Annotated in this window: 19 protein-coding genes; 11 read left to right on the top strand and 8 right to left on the bottom strand. The window is 47.4% G+C overall.

Features of this window, described 5'->3' with window-relative positions; all coding sequences use genetic code 11:
- Positions 1 to 2 precede the first annotated feature (2 nt).
- The 3 genes from V4C51_RS09640 (at position 3) to gorA (ending at position 3135) form a co-directional block, all read left to right on the top strand.
- A complete protein-coding gene (locus V4C51_RS09640; RefSeq protein ID WP_330925947.1) occupies positions 3 to 377 on the top strand; it encodes a DUF2782 domain-containing protein in 375 nt (124 codons plus the stop codon).
- 278 nt (positions 378 to 655) lie between these two features.
- Positions 656 to 1624: a homoserine kinase gene (locus V4C51_RS09635; RefSeq protein WP_330925946.1), complete on the top strand. Its 969-nt coding sequence runs from the start codon at positions 656 to 658 to the stop codon at positions 1622 to 1624.
- 143 nt (positions 1625 to 1767) lie between these two features.
- Positions 1768 to 3135 carry a glutathione-disulfide reductase gene (gorA, locus tag V4C51_RS09630; protein ID WP_330925945.1) on the top strand — a complete coding sequence of 456 codons (1368 nt, stop codon included), beginning with the start codon at positions 1768 to 1770 and terminating at the stop codon, positions 3133 to 3135.
- Positions 3136 to 3486: 351 nt separating this feature from the next.
- On the opposite strand, the gene V4C51_RS09625 is transcribed toward gorA, so the two are convergent.
- Positions 3487 to 4065, bottom strand: a complete 579-nt coding sequence (locus tag V4C51_RS09625) for a PDDEXK family nuclease (protein WP_330925944.1) — start codon at positions 4063 to 4065, stop codon at positions 3487 to 3489.
- On the opposite strand from V4C51_RS09625, the gene V4C51_RS09620 reads away from it, so the two are divergent.
- From V4C51_RS09620 to V4C51_RS09610, 3 genes are all read left to right on the top strand, one after another.
- Complete coding sequence (locus tag V4C51_RS09620; RefSeq protein WP_330925943.1) at positions 4048 to 5727, top strand: hypothetical protein; 1680 nt, start codon at positions 4048 to 4050, stop codon at positions 5725 to 5727. The two genes, V4C51_RS09625 and V4C51_RS09620, sit on opposite strands and share 18 nt — an antisense overlap.
- A gap of 640 nt (positions 5728 to 6367) precedes the next feature.
- The gene (locus tag V4C51_RS09615; protein WP_330925942.1) at positions 6368 to 7339 is read left to right on the top strand and encodes an excisionase family DNA-binding protein; all 972 of its coding nucleotides are present in this window, start codon (positions 6368 to 6370) and stop codon (positions 7337 to 7339) included.
- A 132-nt stretch (positions 7340 to 7471) separates the two neighbouring features.
- Entirely contained in the window at positions 7472 to 7837 is a 366-nt protein-coding gene (locus tag V4C51_RS09610; protein ID WP_330925941.1) for a hypothetical protein, read from the top strand.
- Here the strand turns inward: V4C51_RS09610 and V4C51_RS09605 are convergent.
- The gene (locus V4C51_RS09605; RefSeq protein WP_330925940.1) at positions 7812 to 7979 is read right to left on the bottom strand and encodes a hypothetical protein; all 168 of its coding nucleotides are present in this window, start codon (positions 7977 to 7979) and stop codon (positions 7812 to 7814) included. The two genes, V4C51_RS09610 and V4C51_RS09605, sit on opposite strands and share 26 nt — an antisense overlap.
- An 81-nt stretch (positions 7980 to 8060) precedes the next feature.
- On the opposite strand from V4C51_RS09605, the gene V4C51_RS09600 reads away from it, so the two are divergent.
- Positions 8061 to 8381: a hypothetical protein gene (locus V4C51_RS09600; protein WP_330925939.1), complete on the top strand. Its 321-nt coding sequence runs from the start codon at positions 8061 to 8063 to the stop codon at positions 8379 to 8381.
- Positions 8382 to 8386: 5 nt separating this feature from the next.
- Here V4C51_RS09600 and V4C51_RS09595 read toward each other — a convergent pair whose 3' ends face one another.
- From V4C51_RS09595 to V4C51_RS09570, 6 genes are all read right to left on the bottom strand, one after another.
- On the bottom strand, positions 8387 to 9127 hold the full coding sequence (locus V4C51_RS09595; RefSeq protein WP_330925938.1) for a copper homeostasis protein CutC: 741 nt from the start codon (positions 9125 to 9127) through the stop codon (positions 8387 to 8389).
- 150 nt (positions 9128 to 9277) lie between these two features.
- A complete protein-coding gene (locus tag V4C51_RS09590) occupies positions 9278 to 10960 on the bottom strand; it encodes an NAD-dependent malic enzyme (protein WP_330925937.1) in 1683 nt (560 codons plus the stop codon).
- Between the two features lie 209 nt (positions 10961 to 11169).
- Entirely contained in the window at positions 11170 to 11322 is a 153-nt protein-coding gene (locus tag V4C51_RS09585) for a hypothetical protein (RefSeq protein WP_330925936.1), read from the bottom strand.
- A gap of 19 nt (positions 11323 to 11341) precedes the next feature.
- Positions 11342 to 11554, bottom strand: a complete 213-nt coding sequence (locus tag V4C51_RS09580) for a hypothetical protein (protein WP_330925935.1) — start codon at positions 11552 to 11554, stop codon at positions 11342 to 11344.
- 69 nt (positions 11555 to 11623) lie between these two features.
- Positions 11624 to 12889, bottom strand: a complete 1266-nt coding sequence (locus V4C51_RS09575) for a UbiH/UbiF/VisC/COQ6 family ubiquinone biosynthesis hydroxylase (RefSeq protein ID WP_330925934.1) — start codon at positions 12887 to 12889, stop codon at positions 11624 to 11626.
- Positions 12890 to 13248: 359 nt separating this feature from the next.
- Positions 13249 to 14292: a hypothetical protein gene (locus V4C51_RS09570; RefSeq protein ID WP_330925933.1), complete on the bottom strand. Its 1044-nt coding sequence runs from the start codon at positions 14290 to 14292 to the stop codon at positions 13249 to 13251.
- A gap of 229 nt (positions 14293 to 14521) precedes the next feature.
- On the opposite strand from V4C51_RS09570, the gene pnuC reads away from it, so the two are divergent.
- From pnuC to uvrD, 4 genes are all read left to right on the top strand, one after another.
- A complete protein-coding gene (gene pnuC / locus V4C51_RS09565) occupies positions 14522 to 15130 on the top strand; it encodes a nicotinamide riboside transporter PnuC (protein WP_330925932.1) in 609 nt (202 codons plus the stop codon).
- A 236-nt stretch (positions 15131 to 15366) separates the two neighbouring features.
- Positions 15367 to 15606 (top strand): type II toxin-antitoxin system VapB family antitoxin, encoded by a 240-nt coding sequence (gene vapB / locus V4C51_RS09560; RefSeq protein ID WP_330925931.1) that lies wholly within the window; start codon positions 15367 to 15369, stop codon positions 15604 to 15606.
- The gene (gene vapC / locus V4C51_RS09555) at positions 15606 to 16034 is read left to right on the top strand and encodes a type II toxin-antitoxin system tRNA(fMet)-specific endonuclease VapC (protein WP_330925930.1); all 429 of its coding nucleotides are present in this window, start codon (positions 15606 to 15608) and stop codon (positions 16032 to 16034) included. The genes vapB and vapC overlap by 1 nt, the downstream gene beginning before the upstream one ends.
- Positions 16035 to 16216: 182 nt before the next feature.
- A complete protein-coding gene (uvrD, locus tag V4C51_RS09550) occupies positions 16217 to 18397 on the top strand; it encodes a DNA helicase II (protein ID WP_330925929.1) in 2181 nt (726 codons plus the stop codon).
- The last annotated feature ends 202 nt before the right edge of the window (positions 18398 to 18599 follow it).

Raw genomic sequence — 18599 nt, 5'->3', positions numbered from 1 at the left:
CCATGAAGTACCATCTGTTAGGGGTTGTCGTCCCGCTGGTTTTGGCAGGCTGCTTCGGTATCTATAATAGCCAGCCCTCAAGCCCTGAAAAAGGGGTAGCTGGCAAGAAAAAGACAGTGCAGACAGTTAACCGCTCGGCCAGGGTACTAACCCCTCATGAGCTGGAGGCTCGTCACGACACAGCCGTTATTATCCGCGAAGGTGATAACCGAACGATCAAGGAGTACCGCATCAGTGATCAACTGTACGGTTTTCATGTTATCCCCAAAATCGGGCCGTCCTACTTTCTGGTTCCTGCTGACGATCCCAATTACCTGGTACGCCCTGATCAGCCAGAACGGTTGATCCCTTCCTGGCAAATAGTTACCTGGAACTAACGTAAATGTTTGGACAGTCAGACAAAAACCATGAAAGATGGTTATTGATGCTGGGAGCCTGTCGGACTTAAGGCAATTTCGGCCTAAAATCCAGAAAGCGTGAGAAAGAGCGGCCATATTTTCCGATGAATTTGCTTAAACAGGTCAACTATTCGCACAAATCCATCGAAAAATCTGACTCGCTCTACTGAATTTCATGCTCGAAAGCTTAAGCCCGACAGGCTCCTGGGGAATTTATTGCCCACCAGTCACTCAGACGAACAAAAAGCGGGAAGAATATGGCTGTTTACACCCGGCTCAACCAACAGGATATTACCTCTGTGCTCACACACTATAACCTGGGTAAACTGGTCAGTTATCAAGGTATAGACGGTGGGGTAGAAAACACTAACTATTTTCTTGATATTGACGCTGAAGGATGTTCATCCCGCTATGTGCTGACGCTGTTTGAATACTTGCCAGAAAATAGCCTTCCCTTCTTTATTGACTATACAGACGAACTAAAGGCAGCGGGCATTCCCGTACCGGCAGCTGTTCGGGATCAACAGGGCAATGCCCTCCATCAGTTAAAGGGTAAGCCTGCTCTTATCGTTCCCTGCTTGCCAGGCAAGCCACCTTCGTCGCTGACACTTCACCATATTCACCAGGTGGGGGGGATGCTGGGAAAGATCCATAAAACGGGCATGGGCTCATCGTTAAAACAAAAAAACCAGCGTGGTCTTAACTGGCTTGATCAACAGCAAAAACGCCTTTTCCCGTTGCTTCCTGAAGAAGACGCTCTGTTCATGCAGGGGCAGTGGCAAGCTATCAGGCAGGCGTTATCGGCTTTGCTACCGCTGCCAGAAGGGTTGGTTCATGGAGATTTGTTCCATGACAATACGTTATTTGCTGACGATACCCTCACTGGCGTGATTGATTTTTATCAGGCCTGTTATGACCTGCTGGTGTATGATATAGCGGTAACTGCCAATGACTGGTGCTTATGCAACGATGGGCTAATGCTCGACACTGAAAAAACAACGGTGCTATTGGACAGTTACACCGCAGTCCGCCCTTTGACGGCTGAAGAGCAAAAGGCCTGGCCCCTGATGCTTCGTCTGGCAGCATTCCGCTTCTGGATCTCACGCATTATTACCTTTGTGCATCCCGAAGCTCCAGTGGATGAGGCACACAATAGCGCTATGAAACGGGGTTATCTTGATCCGAACACGTTTAAGGAGATGCTTAAAGTGAGAAGCCAGGGATAATACCAACCGTCGATCATTCCTGCCCCTTTGGGAACAACGCCGGTATCGTTTTTAAAAGGAGAGACACTTGGAGCCGCTTCTGGTATCTATCCTCAATTACCCCAATAATAGGGTCTTTATCTGCATCTGACGGGAGGCATATTGTGGCTATAGAGCAACATTTCGATTATCTGGTGATTGGTGCTGGCAGTGGGGGTATTGCCTCTGCGAACCGTGCGTCAATGTACGGCGCGAAGGTCGGGCTGATTGAGGCAAAATACCTTGGCGGAACGTGTGTGAATGTGGGCTGCGTGCCTAAAAAAGCCATGTGGTTCGCAGGTCAGGTTGCTGACGCATTGCGTTATGGCCCTGATTATGGGTTTGACGTGAGTGTTGAGGAGCAGCTCAAAGCCTTTAACTGGGGCAAGTTGGTGGAGAGTCGAGAAGCCTATATCAGCCGTATCCATGGCTCTTACGAGCGGGTGTTGGGCAATAATAAGGTGACCGTTTTAAACGGCTATGGACGTTTTATTGATAGCGATACCGTTGAGGTGAACGGCAAACACTACACCGCTGACCATATTACCATTGCTACCGGGGGAGAGCCTTTAATACCTTCAATAGAGGGTGCTCAATACGGTATTGATTCTGATGGGTTCTTTGCGCTTACCGATCGTCCTCGGCGTGTAGCCGTTATTGGTGCTGGCTATATTGCTGTTGAACTGGCCGGCGTGCTCCATGCGCTAGGCAGTGAAACCCATTTACTGGTCAGAAAGCACAAACCCCTGCGTGCCTTTGATGACATGCTCTCTGACACACTGGTAGAGGTCATGGCAAAAGAAGGTCCGCAACTGCACACCCATGCTGTTCCCTCTAAAGTCACTAAAGCATCGGATGGCACCTTGACTGTTCATACAGAAGATGGTCGAACCTTTGATGTTGATACCCTGATCTGGGCCGTTGGTCGTATACCAAAAACCAGCGGCATAAATATTGAGGCAGCCGGGGTAGCAATCAATGAACGGGGCTATATCCCCGTGGACAAGTTTCAAAATACCAATGTACCGGGTATTTATGCCGTTGGGGATAATATCGGTAAGGTAGAGCTTACTCCTGTGGCAGTTGCTGCCGGTCGTCGCTTATCTGAGCGATTGTTCAATAACAAAGAAGGTGAGCATTTAGACTATAGCAATGTTGCCACTGTCGTGTTCAGCCATCCGACGATTGGCACTGTTGGCCTTTCTGAAAAAGAAGCCCGTGAGCAGCACGGTGATAACAATGTGAAAGTCTACACCAGTAGCTTTACAGCCATGTACAGCGCACTCACCCAACACCGCCAGCCAAGCAAGATGAAACTGGTAACAGTGGGTGCTGAAGAAAAAATCGTAGGGATTCATTGCATCGGCCTGGGTTCTGATGAAATGCTGCAAGGCTTTGCTGTAGCGTTGAAAATGGGAGCAACAAAGGCGGATTTTGATAACACGGTTGCGATTCACCCCACCAGCGCCGAAGAGTTTGTCACTATGCGTTGATCTTAAGGCACAAGCCGGGTCAGTGCTGCTGTTGTGGCCTGGGAGTAAACGGGGTTAGAATGGCGATTTTGTTGGTTAAACAGCGGGCTACTTGCCGCTAAAAATCGATTTTTTATTCTCCGTTTTCCTTGATCCTCGCTTCGCTCAAATTGTTAAGACTTGCTCCTAAGTCACGCTGTAGGACAGGTGGACTGGCGGGAGGTAGCGCAGGAGATAGCGGCTTAGCCCTATTTAGTTACCCATGGTCATATTGCCATTGAGCAGCAATAAGCCGCACGGCAGGCATGAAGGCCAAGGCTTGTGGGTCTGTGCCAGCTTCGCCCCTGTTGCGAACTCAGGCCGAATAAAGTCTTAAACTATTGGGTGAAGGGATAACTGGTGATCTTCAGGCATTCTGAAAATTAACTGCCCATGGGTCTGGACGTACTTAAGAGGAATTTTTGGGTTATTAATATCTTTTCCTCCAGAAGCATGCCATTTGGTTCTCCATTTATCGTAGTAAAACTCAAGGTCTTCTGGTGTTAATTTATAAATTTCTTTTAACTCAATCCCCTCATAAACAGCAAAAACCCAATCAACCAACCGGTATTTCTCAATAATCTTTGGGTTCATATGGTGGTGTGTTGAAAATGACTTTGTCAGATTAATATTTACAGACTTCAACTCATACTCATTACCAAGCCGATCTTTAGCATCATTCCCTTCCCTCCCTGGCAGATATTCCAAGCCTGTTATCAATAGAACCTGTAAAAGCTTACCCCCGTTATCCTGAAATATGTCGTTAATACCGTTTTTAAGGGCTAATTCCTGATATTTTCTGATATGAGGAAATAAGGCATTAAGCTTGTCAATATCGGACTTTGGTTGCTCATAGTCATTACTTACAATGTCCTCGAGAGTAACATCCAGTGGTTGAGCTATCTTTTCCAAATAATCAACAGTAACGCTATTGAGGAGTATGCTCCAGAAAAAGGAAATGTACTTGATATGTTTGCAGGATCAGGGATGACTGCTATAGCCAGCAGAATGTGCGGTAGAAACGCGTGCGTTAGTGATATCTCTATACTGGGTAAACACATCGGCCAGGGTTACTTGACCAAAGTTAACCCCTCCGAGCTTCAAGAAACCGCTAATGCAATCATTAACGCTTCGCGAAGAGAAGTAGGTGATCTTTACCAAACTATTAGAGAAAGCGACAATAAAGCCGTAGAACTTATACGTACAATATGGAGCTTTGTTTATCGCTGTAACGGATGTGAAGGTGACATCAATTATTATGAGAGTTTCAAGTCCGCAGGCTGGAAGTCATCAGAGATAAAATGCCCTCATTGCCAACACTCGTTCGAGAAAAAAACCTCAGCCGTAATTGGTGAAGTACCTGTATTTACAGCCGTCAAAGGCGAAAAGAAGCAAGTAGAGCAACCTCTCAATAAGCTTGATTACGAGAATATCAGTCAAGCAGAGGCTACAGATATTCTAGATCAGATACCTAATAATGAGATAACTTCTGATCGTGAAATGTATCGCCGCTCAGCGCTTGAAAAGTGGGGGCTCACTGAAACCAAGCTTTTCTTTTCTCACCGTAACGCTATTATTCTGTTTGATCTATGGAACCGTATTAACGCCGAACAAGATGATTTTTTAAGAAAGAAACTACTTTTCTGCTTTACCGCAATCCTACCAAGAGCCTCAAAGCGCTACCAATGGAGCTATAAAGCTCCCCTTAATGCCGCTAACCAGAACTACTACATAGCACCAGTATTTTACGAGTGGAATATTTACGACTTATTCCAAAGGAAAGTTACAGCATGCATAAAGTCAGATAATTTTATTGGTTATCAGCATAAGGGAACAACACAAGAGTACGTAATAGCTTCAGCTCATGAGTTGAGGCATGTGAGCGATAATTCTATAGACTATGTATTCACTGACCCACCGTTCGGCAGCAATATTTTCTACGCTGATATGAATTTATTTCAAGAAGCTTGGCTAAACAATACAACAAACAACAAAGTCGAAGCCGTCATGCGTACTACTGGTGGCAAAGAGCTCAAAGCGACCTCTGCTGTACGCTATAAAGAGCTATTAACAGGCGCTTTTAGTGAAGCGTATCGAGTACTGAAACCAGGCGGGGTATGTTCTATTGTTTTCGGTAATAGTAAGGGTAATATCTGGTCTATTGCACAACAAGCTATAAGAAATGCTGGCTTTATCGGTAAGCCTCTACAGGTATCTATACTCGATAAAGGTCAGCGGAGCGTCAAAGGCCTTAATTCTGGACATGAAAAAGTAGCAACTTTGGATCTGATTGTAACTGTAAAAAAAGAGACCATTAACAAAAATCAGGAACTTTATTTTGCAGAGACAAAATCAATGATTAATGAAACACTGGATAGCATCACCTTAAATGAGAAGACGACAGCTAGCCATGTTTATGCTGAGGTCCTAAGAAGTGCTATAGCGAATAATACATGCATGGCAGACATTGACTTACATGATGTTATCGAAAGCCTCAGCGAAAGAGGAATTTCTATTTCAAGAGAAACAGGAAATCTGTGTTTTAAAAAAACTTCAATACCCGAGCCAGCCTAAATAACGTGAGTTCGACGAGTAAAATGAGACACAGCCCCCCTCACTCATCTAGACTTTGTATGCCAAAACAGGTCGTTAGTGAGCAGAGCGCTGTGTCTTTGATGAGTTTATTCTGTGATCTTGATGATTTCTGCCTTATTTTTGAACCATAATGGCATAAGCGGCTTATATCTAATGACTCTAAGCCTCTATACCGATCCAAGCTCTCACTTAGTGAGGTCATGACTATTGTTGTGCACTTCCATCAAAGCGCTTACCGGAATTTCAAGAGCTACTACAAGGGTTTCATATGTAAATACCAGCTTGAAGCTTTTCCAAACCTCGTTTCCTACAACCGTTTTGTGGAGCTGATGAAGCAATCATTGCTTCCTTTGACAGTCTATCTTAGCAGGCGCTCTATGGGGTTACAGGGCTGTCTTTTATCGACTCCACTCCCATTGTAGTGTGATAATCACCGCATTTGGCAGCATAAAGTAGCAAGGCGTGGTAAGACATCAACGGATTGGACCGGGCTGAAAGTCACGTAAACTTGCATATTCAGCCCCGGCTGCTATACATTTAGCATCAGGCCTGTAACAGTGCCCGTTCATATAGTTAGTGAATGGCCACGGTTACAGGCTTTTTGCGTTTCAGGGGATGTATGCACAAACACAAAATAGCCTTCTTTATTGATGGTGGTTACGTTATTCGCCGTGTTCGTTTCTTCCATCGAAAGTATTTCCCGCATCACGAACTTAAACCAGAGCACGTTGTTACCATTATTTACCATCTGGTAAAAAAGCATAAAGAAGCACTGAAACGGGACGAACTCTACCGCATCTATTACTATGATGCCCCGCCGCTGGATAAGCAGCTTAGATTCCCACTACCGGCTCCGGGTCACCTCACACCGGGTACCAAGAATTGCAGGCTTGAGCCGGATTATCTCTTTCAAACTGCGCTGCATGAAAAATTAAAAAGCTTCCGTAAATTGGCACTGCGTATGGGAAAGCTGTCTAATTCTGGGCAGTGGCAAATCAAGGATAAAGTTCTCAAAGATTTGCTCTCACGGGAAAAGCAGTTTTCCGATCTGGGAAATGATGATTTTTACTTCAGCGTGCAACAAAAAGGGGTGGATACCCGTATTGGGGTTTATATCACCACGCTAACCCTGAACCGCTATGCTGACACCATTGTCTTGATGGCCAGTGATGCCGACTTTGTCCCGGTGGCCAAGCTGGCAAGGACTCATGGCATTGATGTCGTACTTGACCCTCTCTGGGGCAAGGTTGATGCGGATTTACAAACCCATATTGACGGAAAACAATCCTTTGATGTGGTTGGCCAGCTGCGGCATATTTTTCAACATGAGCCTGAGCCACGGCCTAGCATGACGATCAAAGATAAACAGGCATTGCACACCGTCGAAGAAGTAGCGGATATTCTCAATGTTTCCCGGTCTTATCTGGTCAGGTTGCTGGAGCAGGGGGAAATCCCCCACCACAAGGTCGGGCGTCATCGCCGGGTGCGCTATCAGGATTTGATGGACTATAAAACGGCTATGGATATCAAACGGTCATCTGCTCTGGATGAACTGTCTGCCCTGTCCTGGAAGTATGATCCGGAGTATTGATGGCCTCCCGGTTTACGGCAGTTTATGATGCCGGTGCGCTTTACCGGTCTGTCCTCCGGGATGTTGTAATGCGTCTGGCTTTACAACACTGTCCATGAACCCGACACTCAACCCTTTTTTAATGAGGCACATGTGATCCACCGTTATTCATCCCGACAGCGTAAAGGCCGTATTCAGCGTATTGGGCAATTGCGTGATACCGTTCGGCTGCTCAATATGCGCTACCGAGATTCAGTAGAAGACAGGGTGCATGATTTATTGTCAGACCGCCTTGAAGATATTCATGAACTATTTGGCCAGATTCCGGATGTGCTGGAAGATGCCTGGGTGGATATTGCGCTTGGGGAAATTGATGCTGCATCAAAGCTGATTGATGGTGTAAAACCACAGCACCCTTTCGATGAGAAATACAGCAAGGTTGAGGATATTGACTGGGAGTCTTGTCAGACCGTGCTTTCCAATGTGGAGCGGGTTAGTGCGATGAAACAGGGGTGGTGATTAAATAAATCACTCGCTGTCGTCTGCCTTTACACTTTCTTCCTGTGCCCACTGTGCCCACTGTGCCAGCCAACAAGCCAACACCAATAATATGGACAACGGGTTGCTGTTTTTCCATCGCTGTCTTTACAAAGAAATTCACCTATTCAGGCCATACACCTTCTATAGTGAAAGACACGTTGTTATTTCCTCACTTGTTATTGTCCATAGATAGGTGACGATTATGTCTGAAGAAACTGCCTTCAAAATTCAGTTAGGGTTGACCCTCCCAAAGATTAAGGAAAAACTGGGTAATGAGCTGCATGCCATTGTTGAAGAACTCGCGTTGATGTTTCGCTCTGGCAATACCGAGAGTGATGACGATGTCAGTGCCGACCTTGAAGCGATCAAAGCAATTTTTCTAAAGGACATGGATATCTACCTGGATAAGGAGGTTATTCCGGTGCTAAAGACTTCTTTAGCGCCCGAACCTGAAGAAAGTAGCAGTGAAGACGCTCAGCCAGAGGAAGCGGCAACCGATGAGGAAGCGGGCGAACCTGAGTAACAGGGTTACTTGTTACATGCACTGACAACGGCTTTCACCTTTTTTGCGCAGGTAACGGCAATACTGTAGTCATTGACATCTACAGCGCCCATACTGGCATCAGCTGTTGTATAGGTCATACCGCTTGGGCGGGTGGTTTTTCCTGATAAATGCACTTCAGAAACCCCTGACGCTGCAATAATACCCCGCACATTTTCAGCAGTAACACCACCACCTGCCATAATGTTCAGGTGAGAGCCGAAAGTGTTAACCATATCTTTAATAACAGTTGCCCCTTCAAGCGCGCTCTCGGCACAACCTGACGTCAACACACGCTCACAGCCGATGGAAGCAATAATTTCCAGTGCTTCCATGGGATTGCGGGACTGATCAATGGCTCGGTGAAATGTTACCCCCATGCCATCAGCAGCCCTGACAAGCTGCCTGAGTATGGCCTCATTAACAAACCCTTCTGGTGTAAGGCTTCCCACAACAATGCCGGCCAGCCCTCTTTGCTTTGCCCCATGGATATCTGACAGCATGACTTCAATATCATCATCTGAGTAAAGAAAATCACCTTGTCGTGGACGAATCATGGCGTAAACAGGCACTGTTGAGATACGGACAGCCTGCTGCATGAAGCCATCACTGGGTGTGAGTCCCCCAAGGTGAAGGGAAGCGCATAACTCAATACGGTTTGCCCCACCCAATAGTGCCTGACGTAAAGATTCAGAGCTATCCACACAAACTTCAACACAGGTCGTCATGATATTCTCCTGAATGCCCGGCTAAACCTGTGGCGGAATATACACCTAAAGCCCTTGTCCTTAACATACAAAATCACAGGTTGAGCCAACTTCGGGCCATTGTTCGGGCCACTGTTCGGGCTATTGTATACATCGGTGTCAATATCCGGGCTAGCTATGGGCCATACGCATACGACGATAGACTGGCGACCACTGACGTTCACGAATGCGGTGTTCCATTTCTGAGCGGTCACAGGGGTCAGCCAGCCCATCCTTTTGAGCCTGAACAGCAACTGATAAGGCAATGTGAGTAGTCACTTGCTGAATATGTTTCATCGACGGAAGTAACAGGGCATCGGGAGTAGTCAGTGCTGGTGAGGATGTCGCCAACGTTTGCACAGCCGCATCCAGCATATTATCAGAGACCCGGGTGGCACCGGATGCCAAAATACCCAGCCCTAACCCCGGGAAAATATAAATATTGTTGCACTGGGCAATAGGATACGACTGCCCCTGATAAAGAACGGGTTCAAACGGACTACCTGTGGCAATCAATGCCCGGCCTTTCGTCCAGTGAATAATATCGTCCGGCAAAGCCTCTACCTGGCTGATTGGGTTCGACAGGGGAAAAATAATCGGGCGTTCATGGTTTTCAGCCATCTTTTTCACGATGCTCCGCGTAAACAGACCAGGTTGTCCACTGACACCGATAATGGCATCGGGTTTGGCGTGAGTAACCACATCCTCAAGGGTGACAGAACCACCGTCAGACCAGCTTGCTATTCTATTGTACGTCTGTGCTAGTTTATGCTGAAAGGGGCGTAATCCCGTCATTTGGTTGTGCGCCAAACCATCACGATCTACCATAAAAATCCGGGTACGGGCTTGCTCCTCAGACAAGCCCTTGCCCACCATAAGGCGGACAATCTGCTCAGCAATGCCGCAACCGGCAGAACCCGCGCCAAGAAAAGCCACCCGCATATCCTCAATGCTCTTGCCGCCAGACTTGCTAGCCGCTAACAAAGTGGCAGCCGCAACCCCGGCTGTACCTTGAATATCGTCGTTAAAGCAACACAGCTCATTATGGTATTTTTCCAGCAGGGGCGTTGCATGGTTAATCGCGAAGTCTTCAAACTGGAGTAGCGCATTTGGCCAGCGATGCTTGAGGGCTTGTATGAACATGTCGACAAACGCGTAGTACTCATCGTCGCCAATACGCTCATGGCGCCAGCCCAGGTAATTAGGGTCCTTGAGGAGGTTTTCGTTATTGGTGCCAGTATCGAGCAAAATAGGCAGGGTTTGGTTGGGCGCAATACCTCCGACCGCACTGTAGAGAGACAATTTGCCAATACAGATGCCCATTCCACCAATGCCCTGATCACCAAGACCCAAAATACGCTCGCCATCGGTGACAACAATCACTTCAATATTGCGCTTGAAGTTAGCCAGCATGCTGCGCATGCGGTCACGCTCCTGGTAGGCGATGTAAAGTCCTCGAGGGCGACGGTATAAATCACTAAACCGCTGGCAGGCTTGACCAACAACAGGCGTGTAGATGATCGACAGCATTTCTTGCAGGTGACGCTGGATCAGGGCATAAAACAGCGTCTCATTGGTATCTTGAAGTGAGCGAAGATAAATATGTTTCAGGATAGGTGTTGGCTTGACCGAAAATGCCTTGTAAGCACGGCGGCACTGCTCTTCAAGGGACTCAATTTTAGGTGGTAGCAGCCCGTGTAGCTCCAGCTCGCTGCGCTCTTCCATTGAGAAAGCAGTGCCTTTGTTCAGCAGAGAGTTTTCCAGCAACAGACGACCAGTAAGGCCTGTATGGATAATGTTATCATAGTCGCGCATGATCATTCCGTAGGGTTCAAGGCGGGTAAGAAAGAATAAAGGTATATCACGCCCATAAACAGGGTGAAGTAATGGTTGCGCCGTTTCGAGCCCTTCCTCGTGGATAAAAAGATGGCTTACTCAACCAAAACCGGCTTGAAATAGAGCGTCATTAATTTTAGCCAGGCCCAAAGGTGCCCGAGGCATGGTGTGAGTATACACGCCCTGACTTAGCTTGCTCGTGCGCAAGCATCAATCAATAATGGGGTAAATTCAGGCTCAAAACGCCAGGAGGTGTCGTCAATATCATAAAACACTGCCACCAGCATGATACTAAGCCAGAACCCCCAATAAGTGGCACCATGGGATATAAGTGGCGCCATAGGATAAAACTTCACACTTTTATTTTTTCGATACCACTTCAGAGAACAACGCACTGAACACGCCACAGACTGCCGCAAACAGGCTGATACCTGCGCCGGAAGTCAACGATGACCACAATGAAGCCTGTTCAACAAAATAGTAATAGGCCGCGCCGCCAATCAACCATGCCCACCAGAACCCAAATGAAGCCAGAGCGGTAAGTCGGAAACCTGCTGAGATAACGCCTTTCATAGTAGCCCTTATTATTTGCTATATACAGGAGTGATACTAGTCACATATTCAAACTGCTGCGATGAGGGTTTAACGCAAGGTGACCGGAAGCCCTTGCGCTAACCTTGGTTGCTTACCAGAAAGTCCCATAGCATATTTCATGACCTGTTTGACCGCGGGCGTAAAGCGACCAGCCAGGGTTAAGCCAATATTACGAATAACTTTCAGGGGGAAGTGATCATTACTAAAAGTATGATAAAAGCCATCCATAATGGTCATCATGCGTTGATTGTCAGGGCGTCGGTTTTTTTCATAACGGGCTAATACGTCGGGGTTGCCAATGTCTTCACCCACGCGGTGGGCATCAACCAGTATCTCCGCAAGCCAGGCTACATCCTGAAACCCCAGATTGACCCCTTGTCCTGCCAAAGGGTTAATCGTGTGAGCGGCATCGCCAGCGAGCACGACACCTTTCTTGTAATACGTTTGCGCGTGTCTGCGTGCCAGGGGGAAAGATGCACGTCCATGAAGCTGCTTGATGGCAGGTAATTCGGCTGGAAAGGTCTGTGCCAGTGTCGTAATAAAGTCTCGGTCAGACAGCGATTTTAACGCGGCGACCTTGTCTGGGTGATGGTACCAGACAACGGACGCATAGTGCCTGCCACCAACGCTCGGTAGTGGCAGGAAGGACTCAGGACCTGTGGGGGTAAACGCCTGCCAGGTAATAGCTTGTGGTGCGTCAATTTCCACCGTGGCCACCAGACATTGCTGTTCGTAGTCTTGCCGGTTCAAACCAATATTAGCGGCTTGTCTGACGGCAGAATTGGCGCCGTCGGCACCGATGATAACCTGTCCGGTGAATCGGCGGCCATCACTCAGGGTGATTGATGGCTGGTCGGCACCTGGGTCTATTCTCTGAATAACGTTTGGGCAGAAAGAGCGGATGCCAGGGTATCGGCTCATCGCTTGGTGCAGAGCGCGCTGGGTAATGCTGTTTTCAACAATAAACCCTAATTGCGGGTGCCCGATATCAGCCGCATCAAACAGGGTTTTATTCATCCGGTTTGGTCCCCGTGCCAAAGGGGTGCTGAGCTTTTCCCACACAGCCATTTGCTGATAAGGGCACATGCGCATGGCTTGCATAAACTTCCAGGCACCGAGCTGTGTTAAAATTTGTTCCGACGCGTAGCTCAGTGCTGAGACCCTTATATCGGGTAAGGACGAAGGGTTAAAAGGAGAAGGGGCTTTCTGGTCAAAAAGAGCAACGCTCAAGTTGGCACTACCGAGGGCGTTAGCCATTGCGCTACCGATCATTCCCGCGCCGACAATCAATACGTCAAACTGCTGCTCTTTCATGCATGTCTCTGCCTTTATATTGGCGGTTATCTAACCATAGAGTTCGGTGTTATACCAATCGTCTTTTTTTCTGGGTTTCTGGGTTTCTGGGTTTCTGGGTTTCTGGGTTTCTGACGATTTTCAGGACAAGTGATGGCAGGGTAGATGAGTAAGTAATATTATTTATCTGGTTGCCGTTTCATCTGTGCTTTTATGGAGTTACCAGGGCGCTGATACAAATTACATGACAACCTCCTCCTTCCAACCTCAAGCATATTAAGGGGGGCTGAAGTATGGCCTTTGTCTCAATGAAACGCCTGATCCTGTGGATGAAATACCCGCTTTTCTTCTGGCATTAGTTTGATACAGTTATTGATGGCTCAGGTTATGGGACTTGCTACACTCCTCTTCTCAGCCGCTTTTATGGCATCGGTGGGTAGATAGAAAATACCGTCGCTCAAGGCAGAAATATCATAGCCGGCAGCTTCAAGAATATCTAAACCGTAGTTGTAGCAATTGTGGACAGGCCCTCCCCATTGCCATCTTTTCTGCGCGTACTTTTGGATCACCTCCTGCATTTTTTTATGATCTTCCCCTATCTGCGCTCGAGAGGCTTTCAGTGGCGGACGATACTCCAGGCGAATGGTGCCTGCTTCTTCTGCCATATACTTTGCGCATTCTTCTTCTGTCATGTGATCCGGGTGGGCATAGAGATTATTGATTTGAGCATAGAAGCGTTCACCTTTGGGGGATTCGAACCCCAGTAACGCATGACCAAAAGGGTTTGAACCATAGCCTTTAACAATAATCAACGCCGGGTTTTTATACTTTTCCAGCAGAGAGTCAGGCAACCCTCTGCCTGGATAAGCTTTGCCGAAATAACGGGGTTTCGCTAAAGCGGCAATGTGCTTTATTTTAGCGATGACTTTGGACAGACTGATTTTTTTGTTCAGTCTTTTTTCTTCTTCTGTCATCCGATGTATTAAAGCTAAGCCAGCGTCCTTGTTGATAAAAACAATATTTTCACTCAGGGGTGGGAGTATTTCTTTCATATGAACCATCCTTGGGGCAATGCTGACGTTACTGGCAGATTTTTTCTGCGCTGAGTGAGTCTTGGGATGATTCGGATTTACCGGGTGATGTTTTCTCCATCTCAGGGTAAGGGGATGATTTTTAAATGCACGGAAGATCCGGCTAACAATGGATTTTATGGCATTGATGATGTTTGCGCGTCGGCTTAGAACGGGCTTTTTTGCAGGTTGGTCGCTGCTATGTGAAGGTGGCAACTGATTCCCTTGGGCAGAGGTAACAAAAGACACCTCCGTTCCCCTGAATGTCCCTTTACGTTCAGGTGCTCCCTGTGCTGCTGTGGGGGGAGTAGCCGTTGGTAATTTATTAACAGTATTTAATCTGGATACAGGCATAGTCGTTCCTTGAGTTGGGCCTGAACGGTCTAAAATTGTTTCTCCACGGCAATGGGCTGAGAAAAGGGTATCCCTCCAATAAATTTAGGAGCCTGTCGGACTTAAGGCAACAGACTTTACTTTCGGAAACGGATAGAAGACATCACAGGCTTAACCGGGCGTAGGGATATGGAGTCAGCCAATGTCCCTTGTTCCGGTTCGTCAAATCCTCTGACAGGTTTTTACGTGAATGGCTATTTGGACGCAGATTTTAGAACAATTGTCTCAAACTTCAGTTGTTGAGTTTATGGCTGTTATTACCGGGATACTCAGTGTCTGGTTTAATAAACAGGAAAAAATATTGGTTTACCCATTCGGCATCATCAGTGTGACCTTGTATATTTTCATCGACTATCGGTGCAAATTGTACGCCGACTCTGGCATCAATACCTACTGCTTACTGATGAGCCTATTCGGTTGGTATCATTGGAAAAACACAAAAACCGGAGTCGACCAAATTCCCATAAGCAAAAGTTCAAAGCAGCAGAAAATGATCAGTTTGTTCACCCTGCTAGGCGCATTCGTGTTGCTTTGGATCATATTGCGCCGCTTTACCGATAGTGACGTGCCAGCATGGGATGCTCTGACAACGGCATTTGCCATAACAGGCATGTACTTAATGGCGCTGAAGAAAGTGGAGCATTGGTATTGTTGGATTGGCTGCAATCTGTCATCTATTCCTTTGTATACCTACAAAGGACTCCCTTTGACAGGGATACAGTTTATCGTTTTCGCCTGCATAGCGATTTCAGGTCTAGTGTCCTGGAAAAAGAAACTGCTTGATTTGGAAAGCAGGTAAAAAATAACGGTTTTACTCCCATGAATGACAGAAAGTGGCTGTTATTGCGGGTGAATTATTCGGCTCAGAAAACGGCAATTTTTGAGCCGAATAATAGCCGGATTTGGCTCAAATCATTGATAAGGCGCTTGTATCTTGCAAAAGGGTTGAGGCTCGCATCATTTGAACTATATACGCTTGCTGTATACAATGCTGCTATATATACTTTGTATATAGCTCATAAGAGGAGGCACAACATGGCTAAAGGCACTGTTTTTGTTAACAACCGGACTCAGGCGGTCCGTCTTCCGGCTGAAACCCGCTTTCCTGATGATGTCAAAAAAGTGCGTGTCAGGGTGCGTGGTAATGATCGTATTCTTTCACCTGTTGGCCGCACGTGGGATGCTTTTTTCATGGCTGACCCTGACGAAGGGGTAACAGATGACTTTATGGAGGAAAGGGCGTCTCAACAGCAGCGTGAGAGGGAGAGCTTTTAATGCTGAAGTATATGCTCGATACCGACATTTCTATCTACATTATTAAACGTCGGCCAGTGGCGCTAATGGATGTATTTAATCAATATGATGAACAAATGGCTATCAGCTCAATTACACTCTCCGAACTCATTCATGGGGCTGAAAAAAGTGCTAACCCCAAAAGAAACATGTACAACGTTGAGTGTTACTTGAGTGGTCTTGAGGTACTGGACTACGGTCGCAAGGCATCAGCCCATTATGGTGATATTCGCGCGGATCTGGAGAGAAAGGGTACACTAATAGGGGTTAATGATTTACACATTGCCGCTCATGCACGAAGTGAAGCGTTAATCATAGTTACCAATAACCGCCGAGAATTTGATCGTGTGGCGGGACTGCGCGTAGAAAACTGGCTGGATGTGTGCGCAAAACAAGAGTCAGGGGAATAAAAAGTGAAAAAATAATAGCTTGCCACTTATCTCAGGCAAACGGCTGAGGGTATCGAATCTGGAGCACTCATCCACCGTGTAAAGAACAACCCTGGGGTGAATAAACGGTAAATCCGCCACTTTCACCAGAACCTATTGTAGAATCAACCTTAATTTTTCTTTTACAGACACTGAACAATACTATGGATGTCACCCCCATTCTGGATTCCCTCAATGATAGCCAACGCAAAGCGGTAACAGCTCCCGTTTCTTCCCTGCTGGTTCTAGCGGGTGCCGGCAGTGGCAAGACTCGAGTACTGGTGCACCGTATTGCCTGGCTGGTTCAGGCAGAAAGTATTTCACCTTACGCCATTATGGCGGTGACTTTTACCAATAAAGCGGCAGCAGAAATGCGCTCGCGAATAGAGTCTCTTCTGGGCATGTCCCCCAGGGGTATGTGGGTGGGTACGTTCCATGGATTGTCTCACCGGCTGCTCCGTGCCCATTATCGCGATGCCAAGCTACCCGAGCATTTCCAGATACTCGATAGTGATGACCAGCTTCGCATCATTAAACGCCTGATGAAAGCCATGGAGCTGGACGACAAGAAATGGCCACCTCGTCAGGCACAGTGGTACATCAACAGCAAAAAAGATGAAGGCTTGCGGCCAAACTATATTGAGCCGGGTTATGACGCCTTTGAGAAAACCATGCTGACAGTGTATCGCGCCTACCATGACTATTGTGAGCAAATGGGCGTAGTGGATTTTGCTGAGTTATTACTGCGTGCCCATGAGTTGCTGTTAAAGCGCCCGGATATTCTTCAACATTACCGGGAGCGTTTCCGGTATGTGTTGGTGGATGAGTTTCAAGATACCAATGCCGTCCAGTATGCCTGGCTCCGTCTGCTAACCGGAGATCAGGATAAAATCATGGTGGTGGGGGACGATGACCAGTCTATTTATGGCTGGCGGGGCGCTCGTGTTGAAAATATCCGTCAATTTTCTACAGACTTCAGCAAAGCCACCACCATCAAACTGGAGCAGAACTACCGCTCTACCAGCACCATCTTGAAAGCGGCCAACGCGGTGATTGCAAACAATCCCGACCGCCTCGGTAAAGAGCTGTGGACTGAGGGCAATGAAGGTGAACCCATCAACCTGTTTGCCGGTTTTAACGAAATGGATGAGGCGCGGTTTATTACCGACCGGATTAAAGAGGCCATCAAACACGGGGTTAAAGGTGCTGAGATAACGGTTTTGTACCGCTCTAATGCTCAGTCCCGTGTTCTTGAAGAAGCTATGTTACGCGCTGCTATCCCCTACCGCATTTACGGCGGGCAACGCTTTTTCGAACGTGCCGAAATTAAAAATGCTCTGGCCTATATGCGCCTTGTTAATAATCCCGGTGATGACACCGCCATTGAGCGGGTCATTAATATCCCACCCAGGGGTATTGGTGAAAAAACCGCTGAAAAGCTCCGGGAAGTTGCGCGCAATCAGGGCGTGTCCCTTTGGGAGGCCATCAATACACTGATTCAGCAGGGGCAAGTACAGGGTAAGGCGGGTAAGTCCATGCAAGCCTTTGTGGAACTGGTGAAATCCCTGAGCGCCTCGGCGGATGAGCTGGATGTGGGTGAATTGGCCGATAATGTGCTAACCCTGACCGGGCTCATTGAATTCCACGGCAAAGAAAAAGGAGAAAAAGGTCAAGCGCGGATAGAAAACCTGGAAGAGCTGGTCTCTGCCTGCCGTGGTTTTGATAGTAATGATATTGACCTTGATGACAGCGACGCTCCCCTGTCACCGCTGGAAGCCTTTCTTGCCCACGCCGCCCTGGAGTCCGGTGAAAGCCAGGCAGACCCATTTACTGACAGTGTGCAAATGATGACACTGCACTCTGCCAAAGGGCTGGAGTTCCCCCTGGTCTTTTTAGCCGGTTTGGAAGAAGGGCTTTTTCCCCACAAGATGTCACTGGATGAAGGCAATTTAGAAGAAGAACGCCGCCTGTGCTACGTGGGTATCACCCGCGCCATGAAAAAACTCTATATGACTTATGCTGAAACCCGTCGCTTGTACGGCACCGAAACCCGTAACCGCCCTTCACGGTTTATTAAGGAAGTGCCGGGTGAACTGCTTCAGGAAGTTCGTCTCGGTGGAAAGTTGACCCGGCCAGTGGCGGTCCAGAAAGACTTTGCCTCATCCTCTTGCGATGGGTTTTCATTGGGCCAGCGTGTCCACCATGATGTTTTTGGTGAAGGCGTGGTAGTCAATTATGAAGGGGAAGGAAAACAGGCACGTATCCAGGTGCAGTTTGATACAGAAGGGAGTAAATGGTTGATGATGGCTTATGCCAATTTACAGGCAATCAGCGAGCAGTCTTAACAGTCGTGTTGCTAAAGTCCCACAGTCCCCGGCTCAGCAGGCATTGTTGAGGATATGCCGCGCTTTCTGGATTTCAGGCCGAAATGGTCTTAAGTCCGACAGGTTCCTAGGAGCCTGTCCGAGAATAGACTACCCTACTGCGGTTGCGATAAATTGGTCTAAAAATTCCTGCTTCTTCGTCAAATAGCCCCACTATTATCCT

The organism is Candidatus Sororendozoicomonas aggregata, from assembly GCF_031528575.1.
Classification (GTDB): Bacteria; Pseudomonadota; Gammaproteobacteria; order Pseudomonadales; family Endozoicomonadaceae; genus Endonucleibacter; species Endonucleibacter aggregata.
This window is presented reverse-complemented; position numbering and strand designations above follow the sequence as displayed.